Annotated in this window: 17 protein-coding genes and 1 tRNA gene; 5 read left to right on the forward strand and 13 right to left on the reverse strand. The window is 61.3% G+C overall.

The window, feature by feature from the left end:
* Nucleotide 1 precedes the first annotated feature (1 nt).
* The 4 genes from J8C01_RS01420 to J8C01_RS01435 form a co-directional block, all read right to left on the reverse strand.
* On the reverse strand, nt 2-844 hold the full coding sequence (locus J8C01_RS01420; RefSeq protein WP_211432146.1) for a 3-hydroxybutyryl-CoA dehydrogenase: 843 nt from the start codon (nt 842-844) through the stop codon (nt 2-4).
* A gap of 11 nt (nt 845-855) precedes the next feature.
* On the reverse strand, nt 856-2,196 hold the full coding sequence (locus J8C01_RS01425) for an RNA-guided endonuclease InsQ/TnpB family protein (RefSeq protein WP_211432147.1): 1,341 nt from the start codon (nt 2,194-2,196) through the stop codon (nt 856-858).
* Nucleotides 2,187-2,837 carry an IS607 family transposase gene (locus tag J8C01_RS01430; RefSeq protein WP_211432148.1) on the reverse strand — a complete coding sequence of 217 codons (651 nt, stop codon included), beginning with the start codon at nt 2,835-2,837 and terminating at the stop codon, nt 2,187-2,189. The genes J8C01_RS01425 and J8C01_RS01430 overlap by 10 nt, the downstream gene beginning before the upstream one ends.
* 113 nt (nt 2,838-2,950) lie before the next feature.
* A complete protein-coding gene (locus tag J8C01_RS01435) occupies nt 2,951-3,172 on the reverse strand; it encodes a hypothetical protein (RefSeq protein ID WP_211432149.1) in 222 nt (73 codons plus the stop codon).
* Between the two features lie 216 nt (nt 3,173-3,388).
* Between J8C01_RS01435 and J8C01_RS01440 the strand changes: the two genes are divergently transcribed.
* Nucleotides 3,389-4,369, forward strand: coding sequence for an acetyl-CoA carboxylase carboxyltransferase subunit alpha (locus tag J8C01_RS01440; RefSeq protein ID WP_211432150.1), 981 nt, complete (start codon nt 3,389-3,391; stop codon nt 4,367-4,369).
* Nucleotides 4,370-4,390: 21 nt separating this feature from the next.
* On the opposite strand, the gene aroC is transcribed toward J8C01_RS01440, so the two are convergent.
* On the reverse strand, nt 4,391-5,578 hold the full coding sequence (gene aroC / locus J8C01_RS01445) for a chorismate synthase (protein ID WP_014098796.1): 1,188 nt from the start codon (nt 5,576-5,578) through the stop codon (nt 4,391-4,393).
* A gap of 55 nt (nt 5,579-5,633) precedes the next feature.
* Complete coding sequence (locus J8C01_RS01450) at nt 5,634-6,575, reverse strand: YihY/virulence factor BrkB family protein (protein ID WP_187288396.1); 942 nt, start codon at nt 6,573-6,575, stop codon at nt 5,634-5,636.
* 244 nt (nt 6,576-6,819) lie between these two features.
* Here J8C01_RS01450 and J8C01_RS01455 point away from each other — a divergent pair, with 244 nt between their 5' ends.
* Complete coding sequence (locus J8C01_RS01455; protein ID WP_249355466.1) at nt 6,820-7,452, forward strand: thioredoxin family protein; 633 nt, start codon at nt 6,820-6,822, stop codon at nt 7,450-7,452.
* Between the two features lie 211 nt (nt 7,453-7,663).
* Entirely contained in the window at nt 7,664-8,125 is a 462-nt protein-coding gene (locus J8C01_RS01460; protein ID WP_211432151.1) for a DUF1844 domain-containing protein, read from the forward strand.
* 98 nt (nt 8,126-8,223) lie between these two features.
* Here J8C01_RS01460 and rplT read toward each other — a convergent pair whose 3' ends face one another.
* The 5 genes from rplT to J8C01_RS01485 all read right to left on the reverse strand — a co-directional run bounded on the left by rplT (nt 8,224) and on the right by J8C01_RS01485 (nt 11,774).
* Nucleotides 8,224-8,580 (reverse strand): 50S ribosomal protein L20, encoded by a 357-nt coding sequence (rplT, locus tag J8C01_RS01465; RefSeq protein WP_014098800.1) that lies wholly within the window; start codon nt 8,578-8,580, stop codon nt 8,224-8,226.
* Nucleotides 8,581-8,716: 136 nt separating this feature from the next.
* Nucleotides 8,717-8,920, reverse strand: coding sequence for a 50S ribosomal protein L35 (gene rpmI, locus J8C01_RS01470; protein WP_014098801.1), 204 nt, complete (start codon nt 8,918-8,920; stop codon nt 8,717-8,719).
* A gap of 73 nt (nt 8,921-8,993) precedes the next feature.
* On the reverse strand, nt 8,994-9,560 hold the full coding sequence (gene infC / locus J8C01_RS01475) for a translation initiation factor IF-3 (RefSeq protein ID WP_335334120.1): 567 nt from the start codon (nt 9,558-9,560) through the stop codon (nt 8,994-8,996).
* 56 nt (nt 9,561-9,616) lie between these two features.
* Entirely contained in the window at nt 9,617-11,548 is a 1,932-nt protein-coding gene (thrS, locus tag J8C01_RS01480; protein WP_014098803.1) for a threonine--tRNA ligase, read from the reverse strand.
* 151 nt (nt 11,549-11,699) lie between these two features.
* A tRNA-Val gene (locus J8C01_RS01485) sits at nt 11,700-11,774 on the reverse strand.
* 257 nt (nt 11,775-12,031) lie between these two features.
* Between J8C01_RS01485 and J8C01_RS01490 the strand changes: the two genes are divergently transcribed.
* Nucleotides 12,032-13,015, forward strand: coding sequence for an L-lactate dehydrogenase (locus tag J8C01_RS01490; protein WP_014098808.1), 984 nt, complete (start codon nt 12,032-12,034; stop codon nt 13,013-13,015).
* Nucleotides 13,016-13,034: 19 nt separating this feature from the next.
* The gene (locus J8C01_RS01495; protein ID WP_211432152.1) at nt 13,035-15,035 is read left to right on the forward strand and encodes a protein kinase domain-containing protein; all 2,001 of its coding nucleotides are present in this window, start codon (nt 13,035-13,037) and stop codon (nt 15,033-15,035) included.
* Here J8C01_RS01495 and J8C01_RS01500 read toward each other — a convergent pair.
* Nucleotides 15,005-17,296 carry an STT3 domain-containing protein gene (locus J8C01_RS01500; RefSeq protein ID WP_211432153.1) on the reverse strand — a complete coding sequence of 764 codons (2,292 nt, stop codon included), beginning with the start codon at nt 17,294-17,296 and terminating at the stop codon, nt 15,005-15,007. The two genes, J8C01_RS01495 and J8C01_RS01500, sit on opposite strands and share 31 nt — an antisense overlap.
* A gap of 75 nt (nt 17,297-17,371) precedes the next feature.
* Nucleotides 17,372-22,357: a protein kinase domain-containing protein gene (locus J8C01_RS01505; protein WP_211432154.1), complete on the reverse strand. Its 4,986-nt coding sequence runs from the start codon at nt 22,355-22,357 to the stop codon at nt 17,372-17,374.
* Nucleotides 22,358-22,431: the final 74 nt, after the last annotated feature.

Genomic DNA, 22,431 nt, shown 5'->3' on the forward strand with positions numbered 1-22,431 from the left:
GTCAGTATTCGTAAAAGCCGCGTCCTGTCTTCCGTCCAAGCCAGCCGGCGGCGACATACTGCCGCAGCAGCGGGCACGCCCGGTACTTCGGATCGCCAAAGCCTTCGTAGAGCACGTCCAGAATGGCCAGGCACACGTCGAGTCCGATGAAATCGGCCAGTGTCAACGGCCCCATCGGGTGGTTCATGCCGAGCTTCATGATGCCATCAATGGCCTCGCGGGTGGCGACGCCTTCATAGAGGGCAAACATGGCTTCGTTGAGCATAGGCATGAGAATCCGGTTGGAGACAAAGCCGGGGAAGTCGTTGGCCATCAGGCAGGTCTTGCCCAACTTGGCACCCAGTTCGAGGACGTAGTTGGCAGTGGACTCGCTTGTCGCGCAGCCACGGATGACCTCGACGAGCGGCATGACCGGCACGGGATTCATGAAGTGCATGCCGATGACCTGCGCCGGGCGTTTGGTCGTCGCGGCGATCCTGGTAATCGAAATCGAGGAAGTGTTGGTGGCCAGAACCGTTTCCGGGGGCGTCAGGGCGTCGAGTTCACGGAACAGGGCCGCTTTGGCCTCGAAGTTCTCGATGATGGCCTCGACGACGATTTCTGCACCAGCCACCTCCGCCAGTTCCGTTGTCGGGCGGATACGGGCCAGAATTTCCTCCAGTTGGGCAACGGTCAGGCGTTCCTTTTTGACATCGCGTTCAAGGCTTGAACGGATGGTTGCCAGTCCACGGTCAAGGTATTCCGGGGCAACATCCCGGAGCACGACCTGGAATCCGGCGCGCGCGGCCACCTGGGCAATTCCACTGCCCATCGTGCCCGCGCCAATCACGGCAAATGTACCCATACAGACTGCTATCAAGAATGTGCGCAAAAGTGCGCACGGTTCTCTTCCTGCCCCGACGTGTCCTGTTGACCACCGTCGTATCTGACAGGCGTGACTTTCCCGACTACGGCGGGGACGGTCCCCGCCGCAGCGCCGCCATTGCTGGACGGACTCGCCACGGGTAGGGCAGTTTCGGTTGCCAGCCGTTTCAGGTTCAGCGCCGCATTGAGGTCACGGTCATGGTGCGCACCACATTGAGCACACACCCATTTTCGGTCTCTCAATGTCAGCGCCTCATTCTTCCAGCCACAGATGGAGCACAGTCGGCTGCCTGGATACCAGCGATCAGCGATGGTAAGCTGAGTACCGTAGCGCCGGGCCTTGTATTCCAACTGCGAGCGCAACATCCCAAAACCCACGTCAGAGATGGCGCGGGCGGGTTTCTCGTTCTCCAGCATCCCCTTGACGTTTAAATCCTCGATCACTAACGCTTGGTTTTCGCGGCAGAGTCGAGTCGTGAGCTTGTGGGTGAAATCCGCTCGGATATTGGCAATGCGGGCATAGAGCCTTGCCAATATCGCAGCGGACTTCTGCCGGTTGTTCGATACCGGCAGGCGCGTTCCTTCAGGCAGGTGGGCATGGCGTTCAAATCCTGCTGCCTTCCTGGCGGCTTCCAGCTTGCGGCTGAGACGTCGGCTACGGATTTCCAGACGGCGCAGCGCTGCTTTGAGCGGCTTTGGCGCCTCGATGACTTCACCGCTGGAGACCGTTGCGGCAGCCTTGATGCCCAGGTCGCTGCCGTTGACCTCGTGCGACGTGCGACGCCGATAAAATTGCGCATCAGGCACCTCGACCTGTATGGCCACAAACCAACGATCCGCGGTGCGGGAAACCGTTGCGCCCAAAATCCTGCCCGCGAAGCGCAGTTCCTCGGTCATGGCGACTTCACCGATCCTGGGCAGACGGATCGTCTTGCCTTCCAGGGTGAACTTGTCGTTGGCAACATAAAAGCTGTCGCGGCAACGGCCCTTTTTCTTGAGCCGTGGCTCGTGCGCTTCTTTGCCCTCCTTGAGGTCGGCGAAGAACCGTTCCCATGCTTTGGCGGGATTCCTGAACGGCTGGGCGTGGGCATCCCGGTGAATGTCTTGCAACCAAGGCCGACCGTTCTCATCGAGCCACTGCGGGTCGGTGTACTTGATGGCGTTGAACTGTTTTTTGAGCGCCATGGCGTTTGGCCTGCCGCCTGCTGCGTATTGCCTGTTCCACTCATTGAGCGCCCAGTTCCAAACACGCCGCGCCGTGCCGCAGGCGCGCTTGAAGTAGTCCACTTGCTCAGGAGTCGGACAAAGAGCGATCTTGTGGGTTAGTTGCATTGTTGGGCCTTTTTGACGTCATTCGCATCCTGTTTCAGCGCTTCATCCAACTTCTTTCGATAGTTCCTCAAACCGTACAGCCGGGACGAAAAACAGCGCACGATGGTCATTAAGTCTTGCACCATTTCCTGTTCGGGAGACAGCCGTTCCTGGTTGAGGACCAGCACTTCGCAGCCATGGGTTTGGGCGTAATGTTCGAACCACTCAAAGCCGAAACGGGTGAGGCGGTCCCGGTGAGCGAGGATCAGCATCTTGACTTCCCGTCGCCCAATCTCGTCCATAAGGGCCAGAAACCGCTTGCGCCTGAAGTTCAGCCCGCCGCCCACTTCCTCGATAAACCCGACCCCCGCCAATCCCTTCGCCACCACGAACGCTTCCAGCACTTTGCACTGATTCGCCAGGTCCGGCTTCTGCGCCGCACTCGATACCCGACAGTAGGCAACAAGCTTTGTTGGCGCGTGGTTGGCCTGCCGCAAACCGATGAACTCACGGATCTGCGTCTCAGTGTAGAGGCGGCGGTTGCTGTCCGTTCGGGCCACCGGAATCAGCCTTCCTTCGCGTTCCCAACGCTGCAACGTCTTGACCGAGACACCAGGGAGTTTTGCCGCCTTGCCTGTGCTTATAGTGCTTTCCACAAGCATTATTATACACTATCGCGTACTATACGGCAAGCTAGAGTCCGGCTCCTTCCGGTGTCAGACCGAATGCGACACCCCCAGGTCTGGTCTAAAGACCCGCCCCGTGTGGACAGCCATCAGTAGTACCGGTCACGGTCATCATCGTCATCGTCGTCGTAATCGTCATCGTAGTCCTCGTCCTCGTCGTCGTAGTCCGATTCGAGGTCGAGTTCAATCGGGTCGAGTCCGACCAGGCGGAGTATGGCCCCACATTCATCGCACTCGATGGTGTCGCCTTTGTCCGCATCCTCATCTACGTGAATCGCTGCTTTGCACTCAGGACAAGTTCCCTGTGGCATGACCATCCATCTCCTTGGTTGTGCATGGCGGGTTGCGTGGCACGAACGTAATCCAGTCAGTAACCGGCTGCAAGTCAGTCCCTGCCCCGAAACGGAAAGCGCGCAACCCGCACGCGCCGGGCCAGGTGAAACGTGGATGTCTCTTGTCGGTCTGCGCGCTGACGGTTAGAGTCAACGCCTTCGTTCCCAAACCCATCGTTTTTTGGTTGTCCACGGATGTCATCAACGGAAAAAGCGGCACAGATCAAGCTTCTGGAATCCCAGTTGGCGCAGCTTTCCGCCGCGCCCCACACTCCGGCACAGGATGCTGAAATTCTGAGACTCCAGGCGCGTGTCCGTGAACTACAGGCGGAAATTCTAGGCGAGGCGAATGAAAGGCATGAGATGACGCCCATGGATCGGGTTCGGCTGGCCCGGCACCCCGACCGTCCGTATTCGCTGGATTTCATCCACCTGCTGTTTACCGACTTTCACGAACTGCATGGCGACCGTCGCTTTGCCGATGATCCAGCCATTGTCTGCGGCTTTGCCCGGTTTGAAGGAGAGCCGGTGTTCATCGTCGGGCAGCAGAAAGCCAACTACAAGCAGCGCAAGATGGAAGACCGCAAATACCGCAACTTCGGCATGCCCAAACCGGAAGGCTACCGCAAGGCCATCCGGTTGATGCAGATGGCCGCCAAGTTCCGGCGTCCGGTCATTTCCTTCATTGACACACCGGGGGCCTATCCTGGCATCGAAGCCGAAGAGCGCGGGCAAGGGGAAGCCATTGCCCGGAACATCATTGAAATGATGCGGCTGCCGACGCCCACGATAGGCGTCATCATCGGCGAGGGGGGATCAGGTGGCGCGTTGGCCATCGGTGCCTGTGACCGCATTGACATGCTGGAAAACACAATTTATTCCGTCATCTCGCCCGAAGGCTGCGCTTCCATTCTCTGGAGGGATGCCAACAAGGCGGACTTGGCTGCCGCCGCCATGAAAATCACGCCAGAACCGCTCAAGGCAGCCGGGATCGTGGATGAGATCATTCCAGAACCGGGCGAAGGTGCCCATACCGACCATGCCGCCGCGGCCGAAAATCTGCGGCCGGTGCTGATCAGGCAACTCAAAGAACTGAGCGCGTTGTCGCCGGAAAAACTCATCGAGCAGCGGTATGCGCGCTACTGTCGGCTGGGCGCTTTCGTTATCGAGAACTGAAAACCAGTGCAACAGCCTGATTCAGTAGCTCGCCACCTGCGCCTGGTAGCCGGCCACGTTGCGCTGCATTTCCACCAGCGAGTCGCCGCCGAATTTCTCGCACCAGACCTGCGCCAGCACCAGGGCCGTCATCGCTTCGGCAATGACGCCGGCGGCCGGTACGGCCGTCGTGTCTGATCGCTCGAAAGCTGCCGCCTGGGTTTCTTTCGTCAGGACATCCACACTTTGCAGCGCCCGGCGGAGCGTCGAAATGGGTTTGAGGTGTCCCCGGAGACGCAGCGGCTGGCCGTTGGTCATGCCCCCTTCCAGTCCGCCGGCATGGTTGGTGGGGCGGGTGAAACCCGTTCCGTCGTAGGCAATTTCGTCGTGCAGTTGTGCACCGGAACGTTGCGACACCGCGACGCCAGCGCCAATCTCAACCGCCTTGACGGCCTGAATGGACATCAGTGCCTGGGCCAGGCGTCCGTCAAGCCGCAGGTCCCATTGGGTGTGTGTTCCAAGCCCGACCGGTAGCCCCCGGACGACGACTTCAAACGCGCCGCCCAGCGTGTCACCACGTTCGCGGGCCGCATCCACGGCGGCCACCATCTCGGCTTCAATGGCCGGGTCAATGCACCGGAGCACCGGGCTGTCCTGAACAGCGGCAATACGTTCCCACGGCGCATCGGCCAGAACGTCGTCAGCCGGAACGCCCCCGACGCGGATGACGTGACTGGCAATTTCAACGCCAAACACGGCCAGCAACTGCCGGGCGAGCGCCCCGGCGGCCACCCGCGCCGCGGTCTCACGCGCGCTGGCACGTTCCAGGATGTCCCGCAGGTCGTGGGTGGCGTACTTGAGTCCGCCGGCCAGGTCGGCATGGCCCGGTCGCGGGCGCGTCACGCGACGTGACTTCTTGGGGTCATCGGCAATGGCGTCCCATTCCGGCGTCGGCTGGCTGGCCATAACAGCCTGCCAGTTCTCGAAGTCGGCGTTGCGGATGAGCAGCGCCACCGGCGAGCCAAGTGTCCGCCCGTGGCGCAGCCCGGAAAGGACCTCAACCCGGTCACGTTCAATCTTCATGCGGCCGCCGCGGCCATAGCCAAGCTGCCGCCGATGAAGCTGGGCATCAATGGCGGCAACGTCAATCGGTAGCCCGGCCGGCAAACCTTCGACAATCGTGACCAGCGCCGGCCCGTGGGATTCGCCGGCCGTGATGAAACGCAGCATAACACCCGATCCTTTCAACCTTTCTTTTTTTGCCAACGGCCCCGGTTTCGTCCGGCTAGCGCGCTGCCGGCGGGGAAGGCGGCGCGCCCGGCCGGGAAGCCACGTCGAGCGCGGCCAGGTTGGCCCCCAGCAGAAGCAGCAGGGAAGACACAAACGCCCACATCACGAGCGAGACCGTCACGTAAAACGGGCCGTAGGTTTTGCGGAAGTCAATGAGCGGCAGGCAGGCCACAAAAACATAGTGCGCCGCCTCCCACAGCAGTCCTACCCAGACGGCCATCGGCAACACCCGCCGCGCCGCCGGACGTTCACTCGGCAGGATCATGTACAGCCCGAAAAGCATGCCGATGGTGATGGGCAGGGACAGCACCTTGGCCCCGACAAGCGTCATGAAGGATGCCAGGCGCGGCACTCCGGCGTTGCCGAGCAGTTGTGTGGCCAACCATTGCATACCGGCCGTGAGGGCGACGATCAGCAGGAAACAGACGCCACACACCGGTACGAGTCCCATGGCGAGCAACTGGCTTTTCCAGCCGCTCCGGGGCTGTTTGACGCGCCAGGCCCGGTTCAGCGCCAGTTCCAGCGGAGTGAAAATACCGGCGCTCGTAAAAATCAGCGCCACAATCGAGAACACCGCCACACCCCGGTTGGTGTGCTCTTCCAGCACAACCCGCAGGTTGCGCACAATGAAATCCTCGGCAACCGGCAGGTAAGTCGTCTTGAGCAGAAACAGCGTGGTTTCGACCCCCGTGTTCCAGTGCAGGACTTCGCGGCACGTCAACAGCACGAGCAGCAGAAAGGGATAGAGCGCCAGCAGGGCGTTGAAGGCAATGGCCGAGGCCAGCACATAGACTTCGTTGCTGGCCAGGTCGGCAATTGCCGGAAAAATGCGGCGGGCCGTGAGTCCAATGCGGTAGAAAAAGCCCAGTTGCCCTGGAGTTGCCAGTGGCGGAGCAACGTTGGGGGCGTGGTTGGCAGGGAGTGTGGTAGCAGGCATGTCCGAATTCCAAAAAAGCTTTTCGTGCATAGGTTGCCGAAGGCGAGGCGGCGATTTCAAGGCACAGAGACCATCCGCCTGCCAAAAGGTATCGTCAGCCGGCCGCCGCCAAACTACAATGCGTCCCGGTTGTTTCGGGAACCATCGGGCGACGGTCCCCTTGACCCGGTAACGCCACGGTTCTGACAAGCCGCGTTCTGCGGCACAACTTCCAGCAATGACTTCTTCACGAGGTACTTAGACGATGAAACGTGCATTCAAACGTGCGTCGGTGCTTTGTATGCTGGCCGCCGCGCTGTTTGTGGCGGCCTGTACGGCCGCCAATACGGCAACGGCGACGCCGCCGGCCGGAACGCCGGCCCCACCCTTCACGGCTGTGGACAGCAATGGCAAAAAGCACTCACTCAGCGATTTCAAGGGCAAATTCGTCGTGCTTGAATGGGTCAACTTCGATTGTCCCTTCGTGGTGCGGCACTACAAAAGCGGCAACATGCAGGCACTCCAGCGCAAGTACACTGCCAAGGGCGTGGTCTGGCTTTCCATCAACTCATCCGCCGTCGGCAAGCAGGGATATTTCAGCCCCGCCGAAATCAACGCCAAAATCAAGGAGCGGAATGCCGCGCCAACAGCCTATCTGATTGACACCGATGGCACTATTGGCAAGGCTTACGGGGCCAAAACGACGCCCCACATGTACGTCATTGATCCCGAAGGCAATCTGATTTACCAGGGAGCCATTGACGATTCGGTGTCCACGGACCCCAATGAAAAAGCAAAGGTCAACTACGTTGAAGCCGCTCTCGAAGCGGCGATGGCCGGTAAACCAGTTGCCGTCCCGACGACAAAACCCTATGGGTGCAGCGTCAAGTACAAGTGACTTGGCAGACCTGATGTGAAGGCCGGACGGACGGAAAGTGGATTGGCACCGGCCGGTGACACCCAGGCCCAGTGAACCTGGCGATGCAAAAGGGGCAGATACTCCCGGTGTGCGCCGCCAGGTTTTCCCATGGCGGGTTGACATGGAAGCAACCCCGACCAGACACCCTGGCGCTACTGTCTAGCGTCACTACCGGAGAGAGAAATCCCCCATGAGCGAAGAAGCGCCTGTATCATTCAAAGTCAGCGATCGGCGGCTGTTCAATCCTGATGGGACACTCCGCACAGATGTGGAACGCGAAGTGTCATCTGCCGAACCCGAACCTGTGCGGCCAACCAGTGAACCGGCAACCTCCCCCCAGAATGCCGGTACGCCTTCTGACCAGCCGACGCCGCCCAAGGAAGACCCCCTGTTCAGTGATTTTGTGTTGGAGTTGGCCACCAACGCCATGGTGATGCTCGGTCTCATTGAGCATCCCCAGTACGGGCGATTGCCGCCGGATATCGAGGGCGCGCGGCACTATATTGACATTTTGGGGATGCTGCTGGAGAAAACCAAGGGTAATCTGGCACCTGCCGAAGAGCGTCAGCTCCAGGATACGGTTTCCTCCCTGCGTATGCAGTTCGTCGCTATCACGAAGCGGGTGGCGGCGCAGGTGCGCAAGGACACCTGACCCAATCACCACTTTGTGCCATCCGTTGGGAACCGTTTTTCACCACAAACGGTTCCCAACAAATACGGCTGAAGCCTTCCAGGCCGGGGCTGGCTTCTTCAGGCCAGCGCCTGCCGGACGCGCGACACGAGATTGGCAAAACTGGTTTCGTCTGTGACCGCCAGATTGGCCAGGATTTTGCGGTCAAGCGTGATACCGGCCTTCCTGAGACCGTACATAAACTGGCTGTAGCTCATACCACTGCGCCGTGCGGCTGCGTTGATGCGTACAATCCACAGCGAACGGTAGTCGCGTTTCTTGATGCGGCGACCAATGTAGGCAAACTTCAGCGCCCGCTCGACCGATTCCTTGGCGGAGCGATACAGCTTGCTCTTGGTCATCTTGTAGCCTTTGGCCAGTTTGAGAATCTTCTTCCGGCGCTGTAATCGTTTGTTCCCACGTTTTACACGAGGCATGGTATTTTTGACTCCTCAATACGCACAAACTTCAGAAAAGCCTGTTCCTTGCAGCTATCCTTCCGCCCGGCCGATACTTCCGGCTGGATTGCACGCTGCCGCCCAATGGGCCGCAGCGGCTGTCTCCTGACACCTCTTACCGATTGCCGTAGGGCAGCATCCGGCGCACGGTTGGCTCATCGGCTGGTGAAACGTAGGTGTCCAGGTCAAGATGACGCCGGCGTTTCGGAGATTTCTTGGTCAGAAGGTGACGGCAGTGTGAGTGCCCACGCTTGAACTTTCCGTTGGCCGTTGAGCGAAAACGCTTGACGGCACCCTTGTGTGTTTTCAGCTTCGGCATTTGCTTTCTCCTTGTGTTTCTCTTCGGGAACGATGCCCTGCGTCCGTCATCTCGTGCAGGAAGTGCTGGGCCGTCACTTCTTGGGCGCAAAGATGACAAACATCGTCATCCCTTCCATCTTGGGGCGAACTTCAACCGTGGCCACATGCGCCAAGTCTTTCTCAAGTCGCGCCAGAACCCGCTCACCGAGTTCCCGGTGCGTAATCTCACGCCCGATGAAGCGAACTGACGCCTTCACTTTATCTCCATCCTCCAGCGCCCGCAGGGCGTTGTTTTTCTTGAACTCATAATCATGCTCGCCGATGCTGGGCCGAAGCTTGATTTCCTTGACCGAGATAACCGTCTGCTTCTTTTTGGCTTCGTGCTGCTTCTTCTTCTGCTCGTACTGCCATTTGCCGTAGTCAATGATGCGGCACACCGGGGGGTTGGCCTGGGAGGCCACTTCGACCAAGTCCAGCCCCCGTTCTTGGGCAATGGCCAGCGCCTGCTGGGTCGGCATAATACCGAGCTGGTTTCCGTCCTCATCAATGACCCGCACTTCACGATGGCGGATGCGCTCATTCGTGGGCACCTGCGGGCCACGGTCGCGGGTGCTTCGATTGGGTGAGATGGCGATACGATCACTCCTTTGCTGGGGCAACGTCCATACCGGACCATGCCAGTTGTCCTTTGACCGCGCACCGGGCGCGGCCGTTGCTAGGGCGTGATGACACGCTGCTGAACTTCCCGGGTGACACGGGCGATGAAGTCGTCCATGGAAAATGTCCCAATGTCGCCTTCACTGCGCGTCCGAACCGCCAGCGTTCCGGTTTCGGCCTCACGGTCACCCAGGATGACCATGTAGGGCACTTTGCGCAACTGCGCCTGACGAATCTTGGCGCCAATTTTTTCGCTGCGCGCGTCAACCTCAACCCGCAGCCCCACCTGCCGCAGGGTCTGGGCGATCCCGGCGGCGCGGTCGTTCCATCGGTCAGCGATGGGCAGCACGGCCACCTGAACCGGCGCCAGCCACACGGGAAACCGGCCGCCAAAATGCTCGATGAGAAGACCAAAAAACCGTTCGAGCGAACCCAAAATCGCCCGGTGAACCATAATGGGCGGATGTGGGCGGTTGTCCGCGCCGATATATTCCAGCCCAAAACGCTGAGGCAGGTTGAAATCCACCTGAATGGTGGCCAGTTGCCAAGTGCGTCGAATGGCGTCAATCACCTTGATGTCAATCTTCGGGCCGTAAAACGCAGCTTCGCCTTCGACACGGGTGTAGGCCAGCCCCAACCGGTCGAGCGCCTGCGTCAGCGCCGCTTCCGCCAGTGCCCAGACTTCGGGGCCGCCCAGGTACTTCGCGTGATTTTCAGGGTCACGTACCGAGAGTTCAATCCGGTACTCGAACCCGAACGTGGCATAGACCTTTTGGGCAAACTCCAGGCAGCCGATGATTTCTGCTTCCAGGGTTTCCGGCGTGCAAAACAGGTGGGCATCATCCTGTGTAAAGCCGCGCACCCGCAGCAGGCCGTGCTGCACGCCCGACCGCTCGTAGCGATATACCGTGCCCATTTCGGCGTAGCGCAGCGGCAACTCCCGGTAACTGCGTGGCTGGGACTTGTAAATCTGGATGTGAAACGGGCAGTTCATCGGCTTGAGCTGATATTCGAGCGGCTCATCCTCGAACTGCATCGGGGGGTACATGTCACCCCGGTACTTGGCCGTATGCCCGGAAGTTTCCCACAACCGGCTCGATGCCACGTGTGGCGTGCGAACGAGTTGGTAATCGCGGGCAAACAGCTCTTCGTAGAGAAATTCCTGCAACAGGTGCAGGATGAGTGCGCCCTTGGGATGAAACAGAGCCAGCCCACTGCCGACTTCATCCGTAAAGCTAAAGAGGTCAAGCTCTTTGCCCAGCCGACGGTGGTCGCGGCGGGCGGCTTCTTCGCGCTGCTGAAGCCAGGCGTCGAGTTCTTCCTGGGTGAAAAAGGACGTGCCGTAGATGCGCTGCATCTGCGGATTGCGCTCGTCGCCCAGCCAGTAAGCGCCCGCGACGGACAGCAGCTTGAACGCCTTGATCCGTCCGGCACTTGGCACATGTGGCCCCCGGCAGAAATCAATGAACTGGTCGCCCAAGGTGTAGAAGCTGGGGTTTTCGCCGCCCTTTTCGCTGATGAAATAACATTTGAGTTCGTCGGCGCTGAATTTTTGCAGCGCTTCTTCGCGTGTCATCTCGACCCGGCGAAAGGGCACGTTCTGCTTGACCATCTCACGCATCCGCTTCTCGATGCGCGCCAGATCATCCGGGGTGAACGGCTTTTCCTGAAGAAAGTCGTAGTAAAACCCGCCCTTGGGATCATCCTTGAGAGCAGGGCCGGCGCCGAGTTTTGTTCCCGGAAACAGGTCGAGAACGGCGGCCGCCAGCAGGTGCGCTGTCGAGTGCCGGTAAATCTCCAGCGCCTCCGGGTCTTCGGGGAGAACCGGCTCGACGGTATCTGTCTCGGAAACTTCACAGCTTGTATCCCGCAGTTCGCCGTTGACGCGCACGGCGAGCGCCCGTTTGGCCACACCCGGATCGCGGGCCTGGAGCACCTGAAAGGCCGTGAGGCGGGAATGAGCGGATGCCGAAGCCGGTGACACTTCCATAACCAGACAACAACGAAGCGGGCGTGCCTGGTACGCGCGGCGTCGCCCGCCCTGAGTTTGCCACACCCCAACCGGCGTCTCCAGCGCCGTGCCCAAGTGTGACGCAACCAACCGATGCACCGTAAAGCCCGGTGGACTGGGGTGAAGGAAGTGGTAGTCGCGCACGGATTTGAACCGTGGACCCCTACCGTGTCAAGGTAGTGCTCTACCCCTGAGCTACGCGACTGCAAGCACCCAGACACCGGTTGGCGGTGCAACAGCAAGTTTTGAAGGATACTGGTTCAGCCAAGGGCTGTCAAAAGAAATCTGCGTTACGTTGCAGCCCCCTCCAGCTCGATCCAGCACCGAAGTTCTGGTCAGCGCCGGGGAGGTTTGACTGCCCAAAAAGTACGGCGGGGACAGAACGTGTGACCGCAAGTTTACTCCGGGCGTTGTATTCTGGCTACAGGGAAGTGAAGCCAACGCACCAGGGAGCGGCAGACCATGGCGATTCAGAAACGAACGGTAGGCGTGATTGGCACTGGCAATGTCGGCGTTGCCGCCGCTTATGCCCTGTTTATGCAGCAGACGGCGAGCGACCTCATTCTGCTCGACAAAGACCAGCGCCGCGCGGAAGGCGAAGCGCTCGACCTGATGCACGGACAAACCTTTGCCGGCCCCACACGGGTGCGGGTTGGCGACTATGCCGACCTGGCCGAAGCGCAGGTCATCGTCATAGCCGCCGGTGTCGGCCAGCGTCCCGGCGAAACCCGGCTCGACCTGATGGAACGCAATGTTGCCGTCTTTCGCGCCATCCTGACCGAACTTGACCGCCACGCGCCGACGGCCCTGCTGGTCATCGCCACCAATCCGGTGGACGTGCTCACGTATGTTGCCCAGGAGCTTTCCACGCGCCCGCCGCAGCGCATCCTCGGAACCGGAACGATGCTGGACACGGCACGTTTCCGAAGCCTGCTCGGCGAACACTACGGCGTGGACCCGCGCTCGGTGCATGCTTACATCCTGGGCGAGCACGGCGACACGGAATTTCCGGTCTGGAGCGATGCCCGCATCGGCGGACTGCGCCTCGTGGGCAACACCATTAACGGCCGGCCCTACGACCGTCCGGCGCTGGATGCCATCTTTGAGCGGACGCGCCGCAGCGCCTACGACATCATCGAGCGGAAAGGTTACACCAACCTCGCCATCGGATTGGTCATTGCGCGCCTGGTACAGACAATTCTCGATGGACAGCACAGTGTGTTGCCAGTAAGTGTCAGACTCCAGGGCGAGTACGGTATCTCTGGCGTTTGTCTGAGCCTGCCGGGGATCGTCAGCGAAAACGGACTCGAGACGAGCATCCTGCCGGAACTGGATGACACCGAACTGGCGGCGATGCACCATTCGGCCAACGTCCTGCGTGAACGCATTGCCGAAGCCCTGCCCGGTCAGGTGGGACAGGAACTGAAAACACAAGAAGCTGGCTGACAAGCCTGGTCAACCAACGATGCCGAATCCCTACCTCAACCGGGTTGCGATTCGTGACCCCGCCCAGTTTTACGGACGGCGGCGGGAAGTGGCCCGCATTTTTTCCCGCCTTGGCGCTGACCGTCCGCAGTCGATCGCCGTCGTAGGCGAACGGCGCATCGGCAAGTCGTCGCTGTTGAACTACTTATGTGTCCCGGAAGTGCAGCGTCAGTACCTTGCCCGTCCCGACGAATATGTGTTCGTCTTCATGGACCTTCAGCAGCGCCGGCGGGTGGCACTCGATGATTTCCTTCAGACCTGGCTGGTGGAAATTCAGCGCAGGGCTGCCCTTCCCGTGACCGAAAAGCCGGGCTTCGACGGTATCTATGCCGCCCTCAACCAGTTGCGGGCCGAGCGGCGCAAGCTCATCGCCATTTTCGATGAGTTTGACGTGCTGACCTCCAACCGGTCATTTTCGGCCGACTTCTTTGCCTTTCTGCGTTCCCTGGCCAACAACTACGAAGTCGCTTACGTGACTTCTTCCGGGCGTGAACTCCAGGAACTGTGTCACGCCGACCAGATTGCTGACTCGCCCTTTTTCAACATCTTCACGAACATTTATCTGCGGGCTTTTCCCGACGCGGATGCTTATGAACTCATCACCCGTCCATCCGAACAGAGCGGCCTTCCACTGGCCCCTTATGCGGAGGACATCCGGCGTCTGAGTGGCAACTTCCCGTTTTACCTGCAAATCGCCTGCTCGATTTATTTCGAGCAGCTCCAGGATACGGGCCGCCTCGACATCCCGGCCATCGAGGAAGCCTTCGACGATGAAGTGCGGGGGCACTTTCGCTACCTCTGGGAGCATTTTTCCGCCGATGAACGCGCCGTCTGCCAAGCAGTGGCCAACGGTCAGCCGGTGCTGCGCGAGCACACCTACGTGTTTGAGGATTTCAAGCGCGCCGGCTACATCCTCACTGAGTCAGATGGCCGTCCCCGCTGGTTCTCCCGGCGTTTTCTGCCCGTGGTGTTGCATCCCGGGCGTGGTAGCAGCGGTGAGTATGTGGCCGTCCCGCCGACCCTTGAAATGCCGGCGGCCGCGCGGCGCGCCACAGCACAGGACACACCGCGTCGTCTTGGCGTGGAGGGGCCATCGCCTGTGCCTTCCCACCTGGGACGTTTCGAGATCATCGAGCGGCTTGGCGGCGGCGGTATGGGAGAGGTGTTTCTGGCCCGCGATGCCGAACTGGGGCGCAAGGTCGCCATCAAGGTGCTCAAAGCCTGCTATGCCGATCAGTCGGAAACCCGCCAGCGTTTTCTGCGGGAAGCGCGGATGGTATCGAGCCTCAACCATCCCCACATCGCCACCCTGTACGAAATCGGGGAAGCCAACGGGCTGCCCTATCTCGTGATGGAATATGTGCGGGGCAAAACCATCGCCCAGTGCCTCCGGGAACAGGGGCCGTTTCCCTGCGCTGAAGTGTGTCGGATTGGCGCCCAGGCCGCCGAAGGGCTGGCTGCCGCCCATGCCATTGGCGTCATTCACCGCGACATCAAACCTTCCAACCTGCAACTCGATGCCCAGGGCAACGTGCGCATCATTGACTTTGGCTTGGCCAAGCTCGATGCCACGGTGGGACGAACACACTTCTCCAGTTCGGACGACCACCTGCGCGCCGTGTCGGACATCACCGAAACGGGGGTTCTGGTTGGAACCGTCACCTACATGTCACCCGAACAGGCGGCCAATGACGCCCAAGTGTCGCTGGCTGGAGATGTGTTTTCGTTGGGCATCGTGCTATACGAAATGACGACCGGGCGGCTGCCGTTCGATGGGAAGTCCTACTACGACGTGATGGATGCCATTTTGCATGCCACCCCCGCGCCCATTCGGGACTGGCGGCCCGACGCGCCAGCGGCGCTGGTGCGCGCGATTGATGCCGCCCTTGCCAAAAAACCAGAGGAGCGTCCCACGGCGGCCGCCCTGGCCAGGATGCTGCGGCAGGCAGCTCAATCTCCGGCTCTTGCTTCGCTCACCTGAGTCAGCCGCAGCGTCCGCCCCTGGGTGATGTCGGCTTCAGTGGCCACGGCGGCAAAGACACCTTCCGGGGTCACGATGCGGTAGGGGGCCAGGGCAGACAGCGTGGTGAGCGGCGACTTCTGCTGGGCATACGGAACCCGCCGGGCAAAGCGCCCTTCAGCATCGGCCACGACTTCATCCAGGTAGTCGAACTCGCGTTGGAAGTACGTCCGAATGCGTGTGCTGATCTGCACCCGCGCGCCGGGGGTGGTCTGTCCGGTGATGAGCGCGCCTGGCACACGCTCGAAGACCTTGGCGGCCGCATGCGGCTGCTTGAACAGAGGATAGTCCGTTTCAAAGTCGCTTTCATACACCAGACGGAGTTGGGTCAGCGCTGCGTCACCCCGGGGAATACCTTCATCGGCCACCAGCCGGGCATAGAGCGAAGCTTTCATCTGTTCGTTCCAGTCTTCCCAAGGCGGTGACGTTCCCGTAACCGGGTCCCAGAGGGCATTGTACACGGTCGCTTTGGGCAGGAGTGGTGTGATGAGAACGTAGCGCACCCGGCGCGCTTCCATAAGCTGAAATGATGCTTCTGGCGGGAACGCCAGCATAGCCGCGCCGTCGCGGATGCCGAGGCGCAGCGGTTGGGTGTGGCCGAGTGGGGACGCCACGGTTGGCCGGCCGGCAATCCCGATGACCCAGTGGCCAGGCGTCCAGTCGCACAAAACGGCGTAATCGTGGGCCTGGTCGCCCTGTGGACTCGTCGCCGGCGTATGCGTTGCCAGCCAGCGCAGAGTGGGTTCGGCATCCACGAAGGCTCCGGTCGGTGAGACGACATAGGTTGGTGCGCGAATGGTGAAACTAAGCGTCGGGGCCAGCATTCCGGCAAACAGCACGGCCGGCAGGATGACCCAGAGGCGCGTTTGATGTTGTGACCAGCGGGCCAGCCAGTCCGGCAGCCGAACCAGTGCCAAGGCGATGACCACTGCAAAGGGGACAGCAAACAGGCCGCTGAACTTGAGCTGAAGCAGCGCCAATCCCGTCGTGAGCATGGAGATGAACCAGAGCATCCAGTGTGGAACGGCGTCCGGCCGGGACTTCTGCCACGCCTCCCATGCTACGGCTACCCACGCCAGCGGCAGCAGCCAGAGAAAGCCGGTGTAGTTGTTTGTGATGTCGGTAAAGGATAACCGGAACAATGGCTGACTCTCGAAGATCGTCGCCAGCCACGGATCGGCGGCACCGATGTGCTGCACCCCGTACTGCACGAAATACCAGACCTCACCCAGTTCCGCGCGGGGCAGGACACCGATGCCTAACCCGACCCAGGCCAGAAACCACCCGCTCTGCCAGTGCCGGCTTTGGCTCCTGCCCTTCCCTCCCGTCGTCCAGCCCAAGGCCGCCAGTGTTGCCCCAGCCGCCAGCCAACCGGTCAGCCAGGCCGTCGTGAGCGCCGGGTTGACACCGTGGGGTTCAGCTATCCGGGTCGCGGCAAAGGGGGCCAGACCGACGAGAAGGGTCAGCCACGCCCAAAGGCTGACGCGAAGATGCGCCTGCCGGGCCGCCGGCTTGGAGCGGTACAGAAGCCATCCCCCCAGCGTGACCAGGGCGTGCAGCCCGACGAGCAGGGGCAGGATGGTGGCACAGAGCAGCCCGATGGCGAGGGCGCTGCCAGCCACGACTCCGTGCCGGTTCGCCGGATGCTCCCGCACCATAGCCCACAGGTAGAGTCCCGTGCAGAGGGGTTCAAAGACGTGGTGATCCACATAACCAATGGCGCACACCACCCAGAGCGATGGCAGCCAGGCGAGGATAAGTCCGGCAGTCACTCCGGCCCAGACACCGCCCAGGCGGGTGGCGATGACATAGCCCAGGCAGGGCGTGAACGCTCCGAGGAGCGGCGTCAGCCAACAGGCGACGGCCGTTGTCCAACCCTCATCCGGCCGGCCAGCCCCATGGAAAAGGGTATAGGTCGTCTGCGCCACAAAGGCATAGAGCCAGTCGAACCCAAAGGGCCAGTTGACGCGCGCGCCGTGGGGAAAGTTGACATAGTAATCCACGTCGGGCACCTGCAAGCCGTGCGCGACAGCCAGATGAATGCGGCGCAGGTGGTAAAACGAGTCCGTCGAAATCGGAAAGATACCGAAATCTGTAAAAACGCCGTCAAAATTCGACAGCCGAACAGCAAAGCTCAGGAAATAGAGGAGCGCCATCATCACAGCCGACCGGTACAGCAGGCGGTGCATACCGGTCGGCAGCGAAGCCGGCGTTGTTGTCATGTCAAGCTGCCTCCGCCCTAAAGGATGAAACGACGCCACCCTTGCCGCCTGAAAACCGGGGCCACTGTTCCGGCTTCAAGCTCTGAAATCATCGGTGATACGCCGCCACTCTTCTACGACCGCAGCAATGTCGCTGCGCTCGCGGGAGAGTCGTTTCTGATCGTGTGGGTTGGCTTCTTCGAGCAGGCTTTCCAAAGCCCGCAGGGTGAGGTTGGCGGCGGCCAGCGCCTCTGTCCGATCACCCCGCGCCCAGCGGCAGCGCGCGATGACCCACTGGGCACGCCATTCGACATCCCGGTCTCCCAGTTCCCGCGCCGTTGCGGCGGCCGACACACTGCGGTCGAGCGCCAGGGTCAGTTCCTTGCGGATGAGATGGACTTCGCCAAGGGTCTGAAGCATCTCGGCGCGTACCTGAGCGTCATCCGTGGTGCGGTTCAGTACTTGGGCTTCTTCGAGCAGTTGCATGGCTTCCCGGAGGTTGCCGGTACGGGTGTACATCTGCGCGGCATTGACAAGCGCCATTTCCAGCACCCGCTGGTTTTTGTTTTCACGCGCACTCCGAATCGCCAGGCGGTAGTAGGCCAGGGCATCGGCGTAGCGTCCTTCCTGCCGGAAGGTATCGCCAATGTTGTTGAGCATCGCCCCCTCACTGGCGCGGTCGTTGATTTCGCGCATGATCTGAACGGCCCGCTGGTAGCAGTCACGGGCGCGGGCGACCTGTCCCTGGCTGTGGAACGCCGAAGCCATCAGCATCAGGCCCTTGCGCTCAATGTCGCGGTCGCCGGTGGCCCGTGCCGTCTGGAGCATCTCGCGCCACGTGGATTCCAGAGACACCACACTCTGCAACACGCTCTGTAGCGCGTGAGGCTGGCCGGGATGGGCTTCACGGTGTGGTGCAGCCGACGCTTGACTTTGATCTTCAGCAACGGCCCCCGCCAGGCGACCACTGTTGAAAAGCTCGCCCATGCCAAGATTTTCAGCAAAGGCGGCCACGTCGTTGAGCAGTTCTTCGAGTGAAAACTCGCTCGCTTCGCTCCCACGTCCCGTACTGCGTGCCATCGTCAGGCTGTGCAGGGCATCCAGATCGCTGGGCATTTCAGCCCCACCCGGCTCTGCGACGGCCGGCGGCCTGGCGGCCGGTGGCGGTACGGGCGGGGGTGGTGGGGTGGAAGCCAGCCATTTGGTAGGTTCCGGCTCCGGTATCGGGGGGGCGGTTTTCACTTCCCCGGCCTTGGCGCTTTCGGCCTTGGCGCTGACTGGCACTGCCGCAATGGACCCGGTTTCATCCAGCAGTGAGGTGGCTTTGCCGGCGGGTGCCTGGTCAGCTTTCAGGGCCACAGTGGCCTTCGGCTCCAGCGGGCGCGTGGCAAGGGCGCGGTCAAGCCGCACCTTGAGGTCGAACACCGGTCGTTTGTCCTCCAGGAAGGCGGACGCTACGGTGTCGTCGGGAAGATCGGACTGAAGCGTGGTAATCACCGAGAGCGCTTCTTCGATGGCGGACTGGGCGTTGGCAAAGTCCTGGCGCTGCATGAAGCATTCCGCGAGACCGTAGGCCGCAATCCACCGGACATGAGGTGACTCGACTTCCCGCGCCAGTTCGCGCGCGCGGGCATAGCAACTCTCTGCCGCCGCAAAGTCTCCCTCTGCCCGTTGGGTGTCGCCCATCTCGACCAGAATTTCGGCTTCAATGGGGGTGACTTCTGCGGTTTCAGCCAGAAGCAGGGCCGCTTGCAGCGTACTCAGGGCAGACTTGGCATCGCTGCGCCGCCGCCGAATCCGTCCGACATTGAGCAGGTAGCGCGCTTCAGCCGCACCGTTGCCGATGTCACGGGCAATATCCACCGCCTGCTGGACGTATTCCATCGCTTCCGTGTCGTTGCCGCGCCGCATGAAGACTTCGCCCAGTCCGTTGAGCGCCACCGACTCACCATAGCGGTGGCCGAGGGCGTAGGCAATGCGCAGGGAGCCGGCATAGCATTCCTGCGCTTCGTCCAGATGGGCCAGTTGCAGGTGGATAGACCCCAGCAGTGCCAGCGCCCGGCGTTCCTCAAAGATGTTGCCGAGATGGCGCACCATGGTCAGTGCCTGCCGGGCGTCGGACAGGGCTTCGGCATACTTGCCCCGCTGGACATTGACAGCCGCATTGACCAGACGGGCCGCCGCCTGGCCGCTGCGATCCCCGGCCCGTTCGGCAACATAAAGCGCTTCGTCAACAGCCTGGAGTGCCGCCGTCAGGCGGCCGCGTTCGACATGGGCCGTGGCCGTGACAAGCAGGGCCAGGCACAAACCGGCAGCATCGTCACGGGCGCGAAGCATAGGCAACGCAGCAGCGGTGAGTTGCAGGGCACCTTCGGCATCGCCCGTCAGATTGGACAGGCGTGCCAGGCTGACCTGCGTGCGCCCCAGCCAGGTCAGCTCATGGGCCTGACACAGTTCAAGCGCACGTTCCAGCGCCTGCCGTGCATCGTCGGGCTGGGCGCACTCGATGAGCAGGTTGCCGTACGTCAGACGATAGCGCGCCTCTTCATCAGGGCTGAGCGGTGGCTTCGCACCTTCACTCTGAAGATGCTGGAGCGCTTGGGCAACCCACCCGAAAAACTTCCCCGCGTCGGCGAAAGCGTAGAGATTCCAGCGGGCATAACCGGCCTCAAGGGCGTATTCAATGGCTTTGCGCCATTCTTCGGCCCGGAAGTAGTGGTAGGCCAGATCGCTGGCCGTGAAATCCTGGCGTCCGAGCGCCGCCGCCGAAGCCCGTGGTGAGGCGGCCTGCTGCTCCAGGCGCTCGGCAATCCGGGCATGCAGGCGCTTCCGCCGCCGCCGGGTGATGCGCCGGTAGAGCACGCGGTGCACCATGGTGTTGACAAAACTGTACCGGTCTTCCCGCCAGCCGGCCATTTCCCGAATCAGCCCCAGTTTGAGGGCATTTTCGATATGCCGCAGCAGGTCTTCTTCCGTGGACTCCGTCAGAAACTGCAGGAGGTCAAAGGTGAATTCCTCACCAATCACCGCCGCGTGGGCCAGCACGTCAGCCAGGTCGTCATCGAGCCGCACGAGCAGCGGTTTGACCAGCGCGACAATGGATTCCGGCAAATCGAACTCATCCACATCCTGGCAGACCCAGCCCGTTTCCTCGCCATGCGAAATCTGTCCGCTGGCAATCATGGCGTTGACGACTTCACAGACGTAGTACGGGTTGCCCTTCGTTTCCTCGGCCAGCATCAGCGCGACACTGACCGGCAGGCGCACCTGAGCGCCGAGCAGTCCCTCGACCATCAGGCGGATTTCACTGCTGGAGAGCGGCGGCAGCTTGATCTGGTCATAGCCGCCCACATCGTCCAGCGATTGCAACCAGTTCCGTAAGGCGGGTGTGCCGTCGGGCAGGCTCGTGAACGGACGACAGGCAATGATGGCCAACAGCCGGTCCTGCCGCGTCTGGCGCAGCAAATGTTCGATGAAGTCCAACAGAAGCGGGTCGGCGTGGTGTGCATCATCGAGAAAGAACACTGCTCCCCGTTCGCGGGCCAGCAGACGGCACAGATAGGTCAGGTCGGCAAAAAAACTGTTCCGGTCGGCCGCCAGACGTGCCGCCAGCTTGGAAGCGTAAGATTCGTCGCACAGGTTGGCAAAGAACGTCCCGTCCAAAAACTGCTCATCAGCCGGTGACAATGACCGTACGGCGCGCAGTTCCGGGTTGAAGTAGGCCATCGCGGCCATGCGGATGTCGGACAGGGGAAGCTGTCCGGCGGCGGCGCGGGTGGGGTCGCAGCGCATGCGCAGCAGGATCGGCTGACCTTCGCCCACGTCCTCCAGCCGAATCAGGAACTGTTCGATAAGGCGGGTTTTACCAATGCCGGCTTCACCAAAAATGACCACCGGCCGTCCCCGGCGGGTCGTCACCGACTGCCAGGCCGCAATGAGGACACCAAGTTCCGGCGTGCGACCGACAAACTCCCCGCCGCTCATGCCGGTTGGGAGATGAACTGAACTGGGCGGAAGTGTGCTGGATTTCGGCAGGGCCGGGGCCTCGGCCGGCACCACCCGGGTGAAGGGGCCTGGAGCTGCCGTGGAGGACTCCAGTGGCAGCGCTGGAATGCCCTGGGGAGTCACCATAGAGACACTGCCCGGTGCAAGCTGACGTTGCACGCTGCGAAAGGCCTCGGCGAATTCCTCGGCCGTCTGGTAGCGGTTGGCCGGTGATTTTTCCAGCGCCCGCATCACAATCGCTTCGAGCGCCGGGGGGATTTCAGGCCGCAACTCGCGCAGTGGTTTGGGTTTTTGTTTGACCTGGGCAATGACCGTGGCCAGTGGGGTCGGCTCGTCGAAGGGAAGCTTGCCGGTGAGCATCTCGTAGGCAATGATGCCAATGCTATAGACATCCGACCGTCCATCAATCCGATGGGCCTGGCATTGTTCGGGCGACATGTACTGCGGTGTCCCGATGATCCCCGTGCCGGTGAGGTTCATCAGGTTGGGGTTGTTCATCGCCAACTTGGCAATCCCGAAGTCGAGCACCTTGACGGTTTCACCCGTGCGCAGTTTTTCCAGCATGATGTTAGCTGGCTTGAGGTCGCGGTGGATGATGCCTTCAGCATGCGCAGCATGTACGGCGTCACACACCGGCGCCAGCACCGACACCACCCGCAGGGGGGAAAGCGTCTTGGCCTGCTGAAGCTCGTGGGCCAGGCTATGCCCTTCGATGAACTCCATGACGATGTAGGCTTCGCCAATGGCGCTCATCCCGTAGTCGTAAATGGTGATGGCATTGGGATGCTTGAGGCGGCCCGACAGCAGAGCTTCCCGGCGGAAACGTTCCAGCGCTGCCGGATTGGAGACCAGGTCCGCATTGAGAATCTTGAGGGCGACCCGCCGCTGCATCGTGGTGTGGATGGCTTCATAGACAGCACCCATCCCGCCACGTCCGACCATGCGCACAATCTGGTACTTCCCATCCACCACACGCGCCACGATGGAGGGTTTGTCCGAAGCCAGTGGCGCTCCGTCCTGCGGACAGATGTTGTATTCATCAGGATAAGTCGCACCACACTTCGGACAGGACTTCATGGCAGAAAATTATGGGCATGAGAAACCGGAACCCATCGTTCATGCACCGTGCTCAGGGTCAACCGGAGGGGTCG

Source organism: Chloracidobacterium sp. D (assembly GCF_018304685.1).
GTDB classification, from domain to species: Bacteria; Acidobacteriota; Blastocatellia; order Chloracidobacteriales; family Chloracidobacteriaceae; genus Chloracidobacterium; species Chloracidobacterium thermophilum.

Excerpts from the sequence above, each read along its gene's own strand:
- J8C01_RS01420 (WP_211432146.1), bottom strand. The coding sequence starts at position 844 with ATGGGTACATTTGCCGTGATTGGCGCGGGCACGATGGGCAGTGGAATT.
- J8C01_RS01425 (WP_211432147.1), bottom strand. The coding sequence starts at position 2,196 with ATGCAACTAACCCACAAGATCGCTCTTTGTCCGACTCCTGAGCAAGTG.
- J8C01_RS01430 (WP_211432148.1), bottom strand. The coding sequence starts at position 2,837 with ATGCTTGTGGAAAGCACTATAAGCACAGGCAAGGCGGCAAAACTCCCT.
- J8C01_RS01435 (WP_211432149.1), bottom strand. The coding sequence starts at position 3,172 with ATGCCACAGGGAACTTGTCCTGAGTGCAAAGCAGCGATTCACGTAGAT.
- J8C01_RS01440 (WP_211432150.1), top strand. The coding sequence starts at position 3,389 with ATGTCATCAACGGAAAAAGCGGCACAGATCAAGCTTCTGGAATCCCAG.
- aroC (WP_014098796.1), bottom strand. The coding sequence starts at position 5,578 with ATGCTGCGTTTCATCACGGCCGGCGAATCCCACGGGCCGGCGCTGGTC.
- J8C01_RS01450 (WP_187288396.1), bottom strand. The coding sequence starts at position 6,575 with ATGCCTGCTACCACACTCCCTGCCAACCACGCCCCCAACGTTGCTCCG.
- J8C01_RS01455 (WP_249355466.1), top strand. The coding sequence starts at position 6,820 with ATGAAACGTGCATTCAAACGTGCGTCGGTGCTTTGTATGCTGGCCGCC.
- J8C01_RS01460 (WP_211432151.1), top strand. The coding sequence starts at position 7,664 with ATGAGCGAAGAAGCGCCTGTATCATTCAAAGTCAGCGATCGGCGGCTG.
- rplT (WP_014098800.1), bottom strand. The coding sequence starts at position 8,580 with ATGCCTCGTGTAAAACGTGGGAACAAACGATTACAGCGCCGGAAGAAG.
- rpmI (WP_014098801.1), bottom strand. The coding sequence starts at position 8,920 with ATGCCGAAGCTGAAAACACACAAGGGTGCCGTCAAGCGTTTTCGCTCA.
- thrS (WP_014098803.1), bottom strand. The coding sequence starts at position 11,548 with ATGGAAGTGTCACCGGCTTCGGCATCCGCTCATTCCCGCCTCACGGCC.
- J8C01_RS01490 (WP_014098808.1), top strand. The coding sequence starts at position 12,032 with ATGGCGATTCAGAAACGAACGGTAGGCGTGATTGGCACTGGCAATGTC.
- J8C01_RS01495 (WP_211432152.1), top strand. The coding sequence starts at position 13,035 with ATGCCGAATCCCTACCTCAACCGGGTTGCGATTCGTGACCCCGCCCAG.
- J8C01_RS01500 (WP_211432153.1), bottom strand. The coding sequence starts at position 17,296 with ATGACAACAACGCCGGCTTCGCTGCCGACCGGTATGCACCGCCTGCTG.
- J8C01_RS01505 (WP_211432154.1), bottom strand. The coding sequence starts at position 22,357 with ATGAAGTCCTGTCCGAAGTGTGGTGCGACTTATCCTGATGAATACAAC.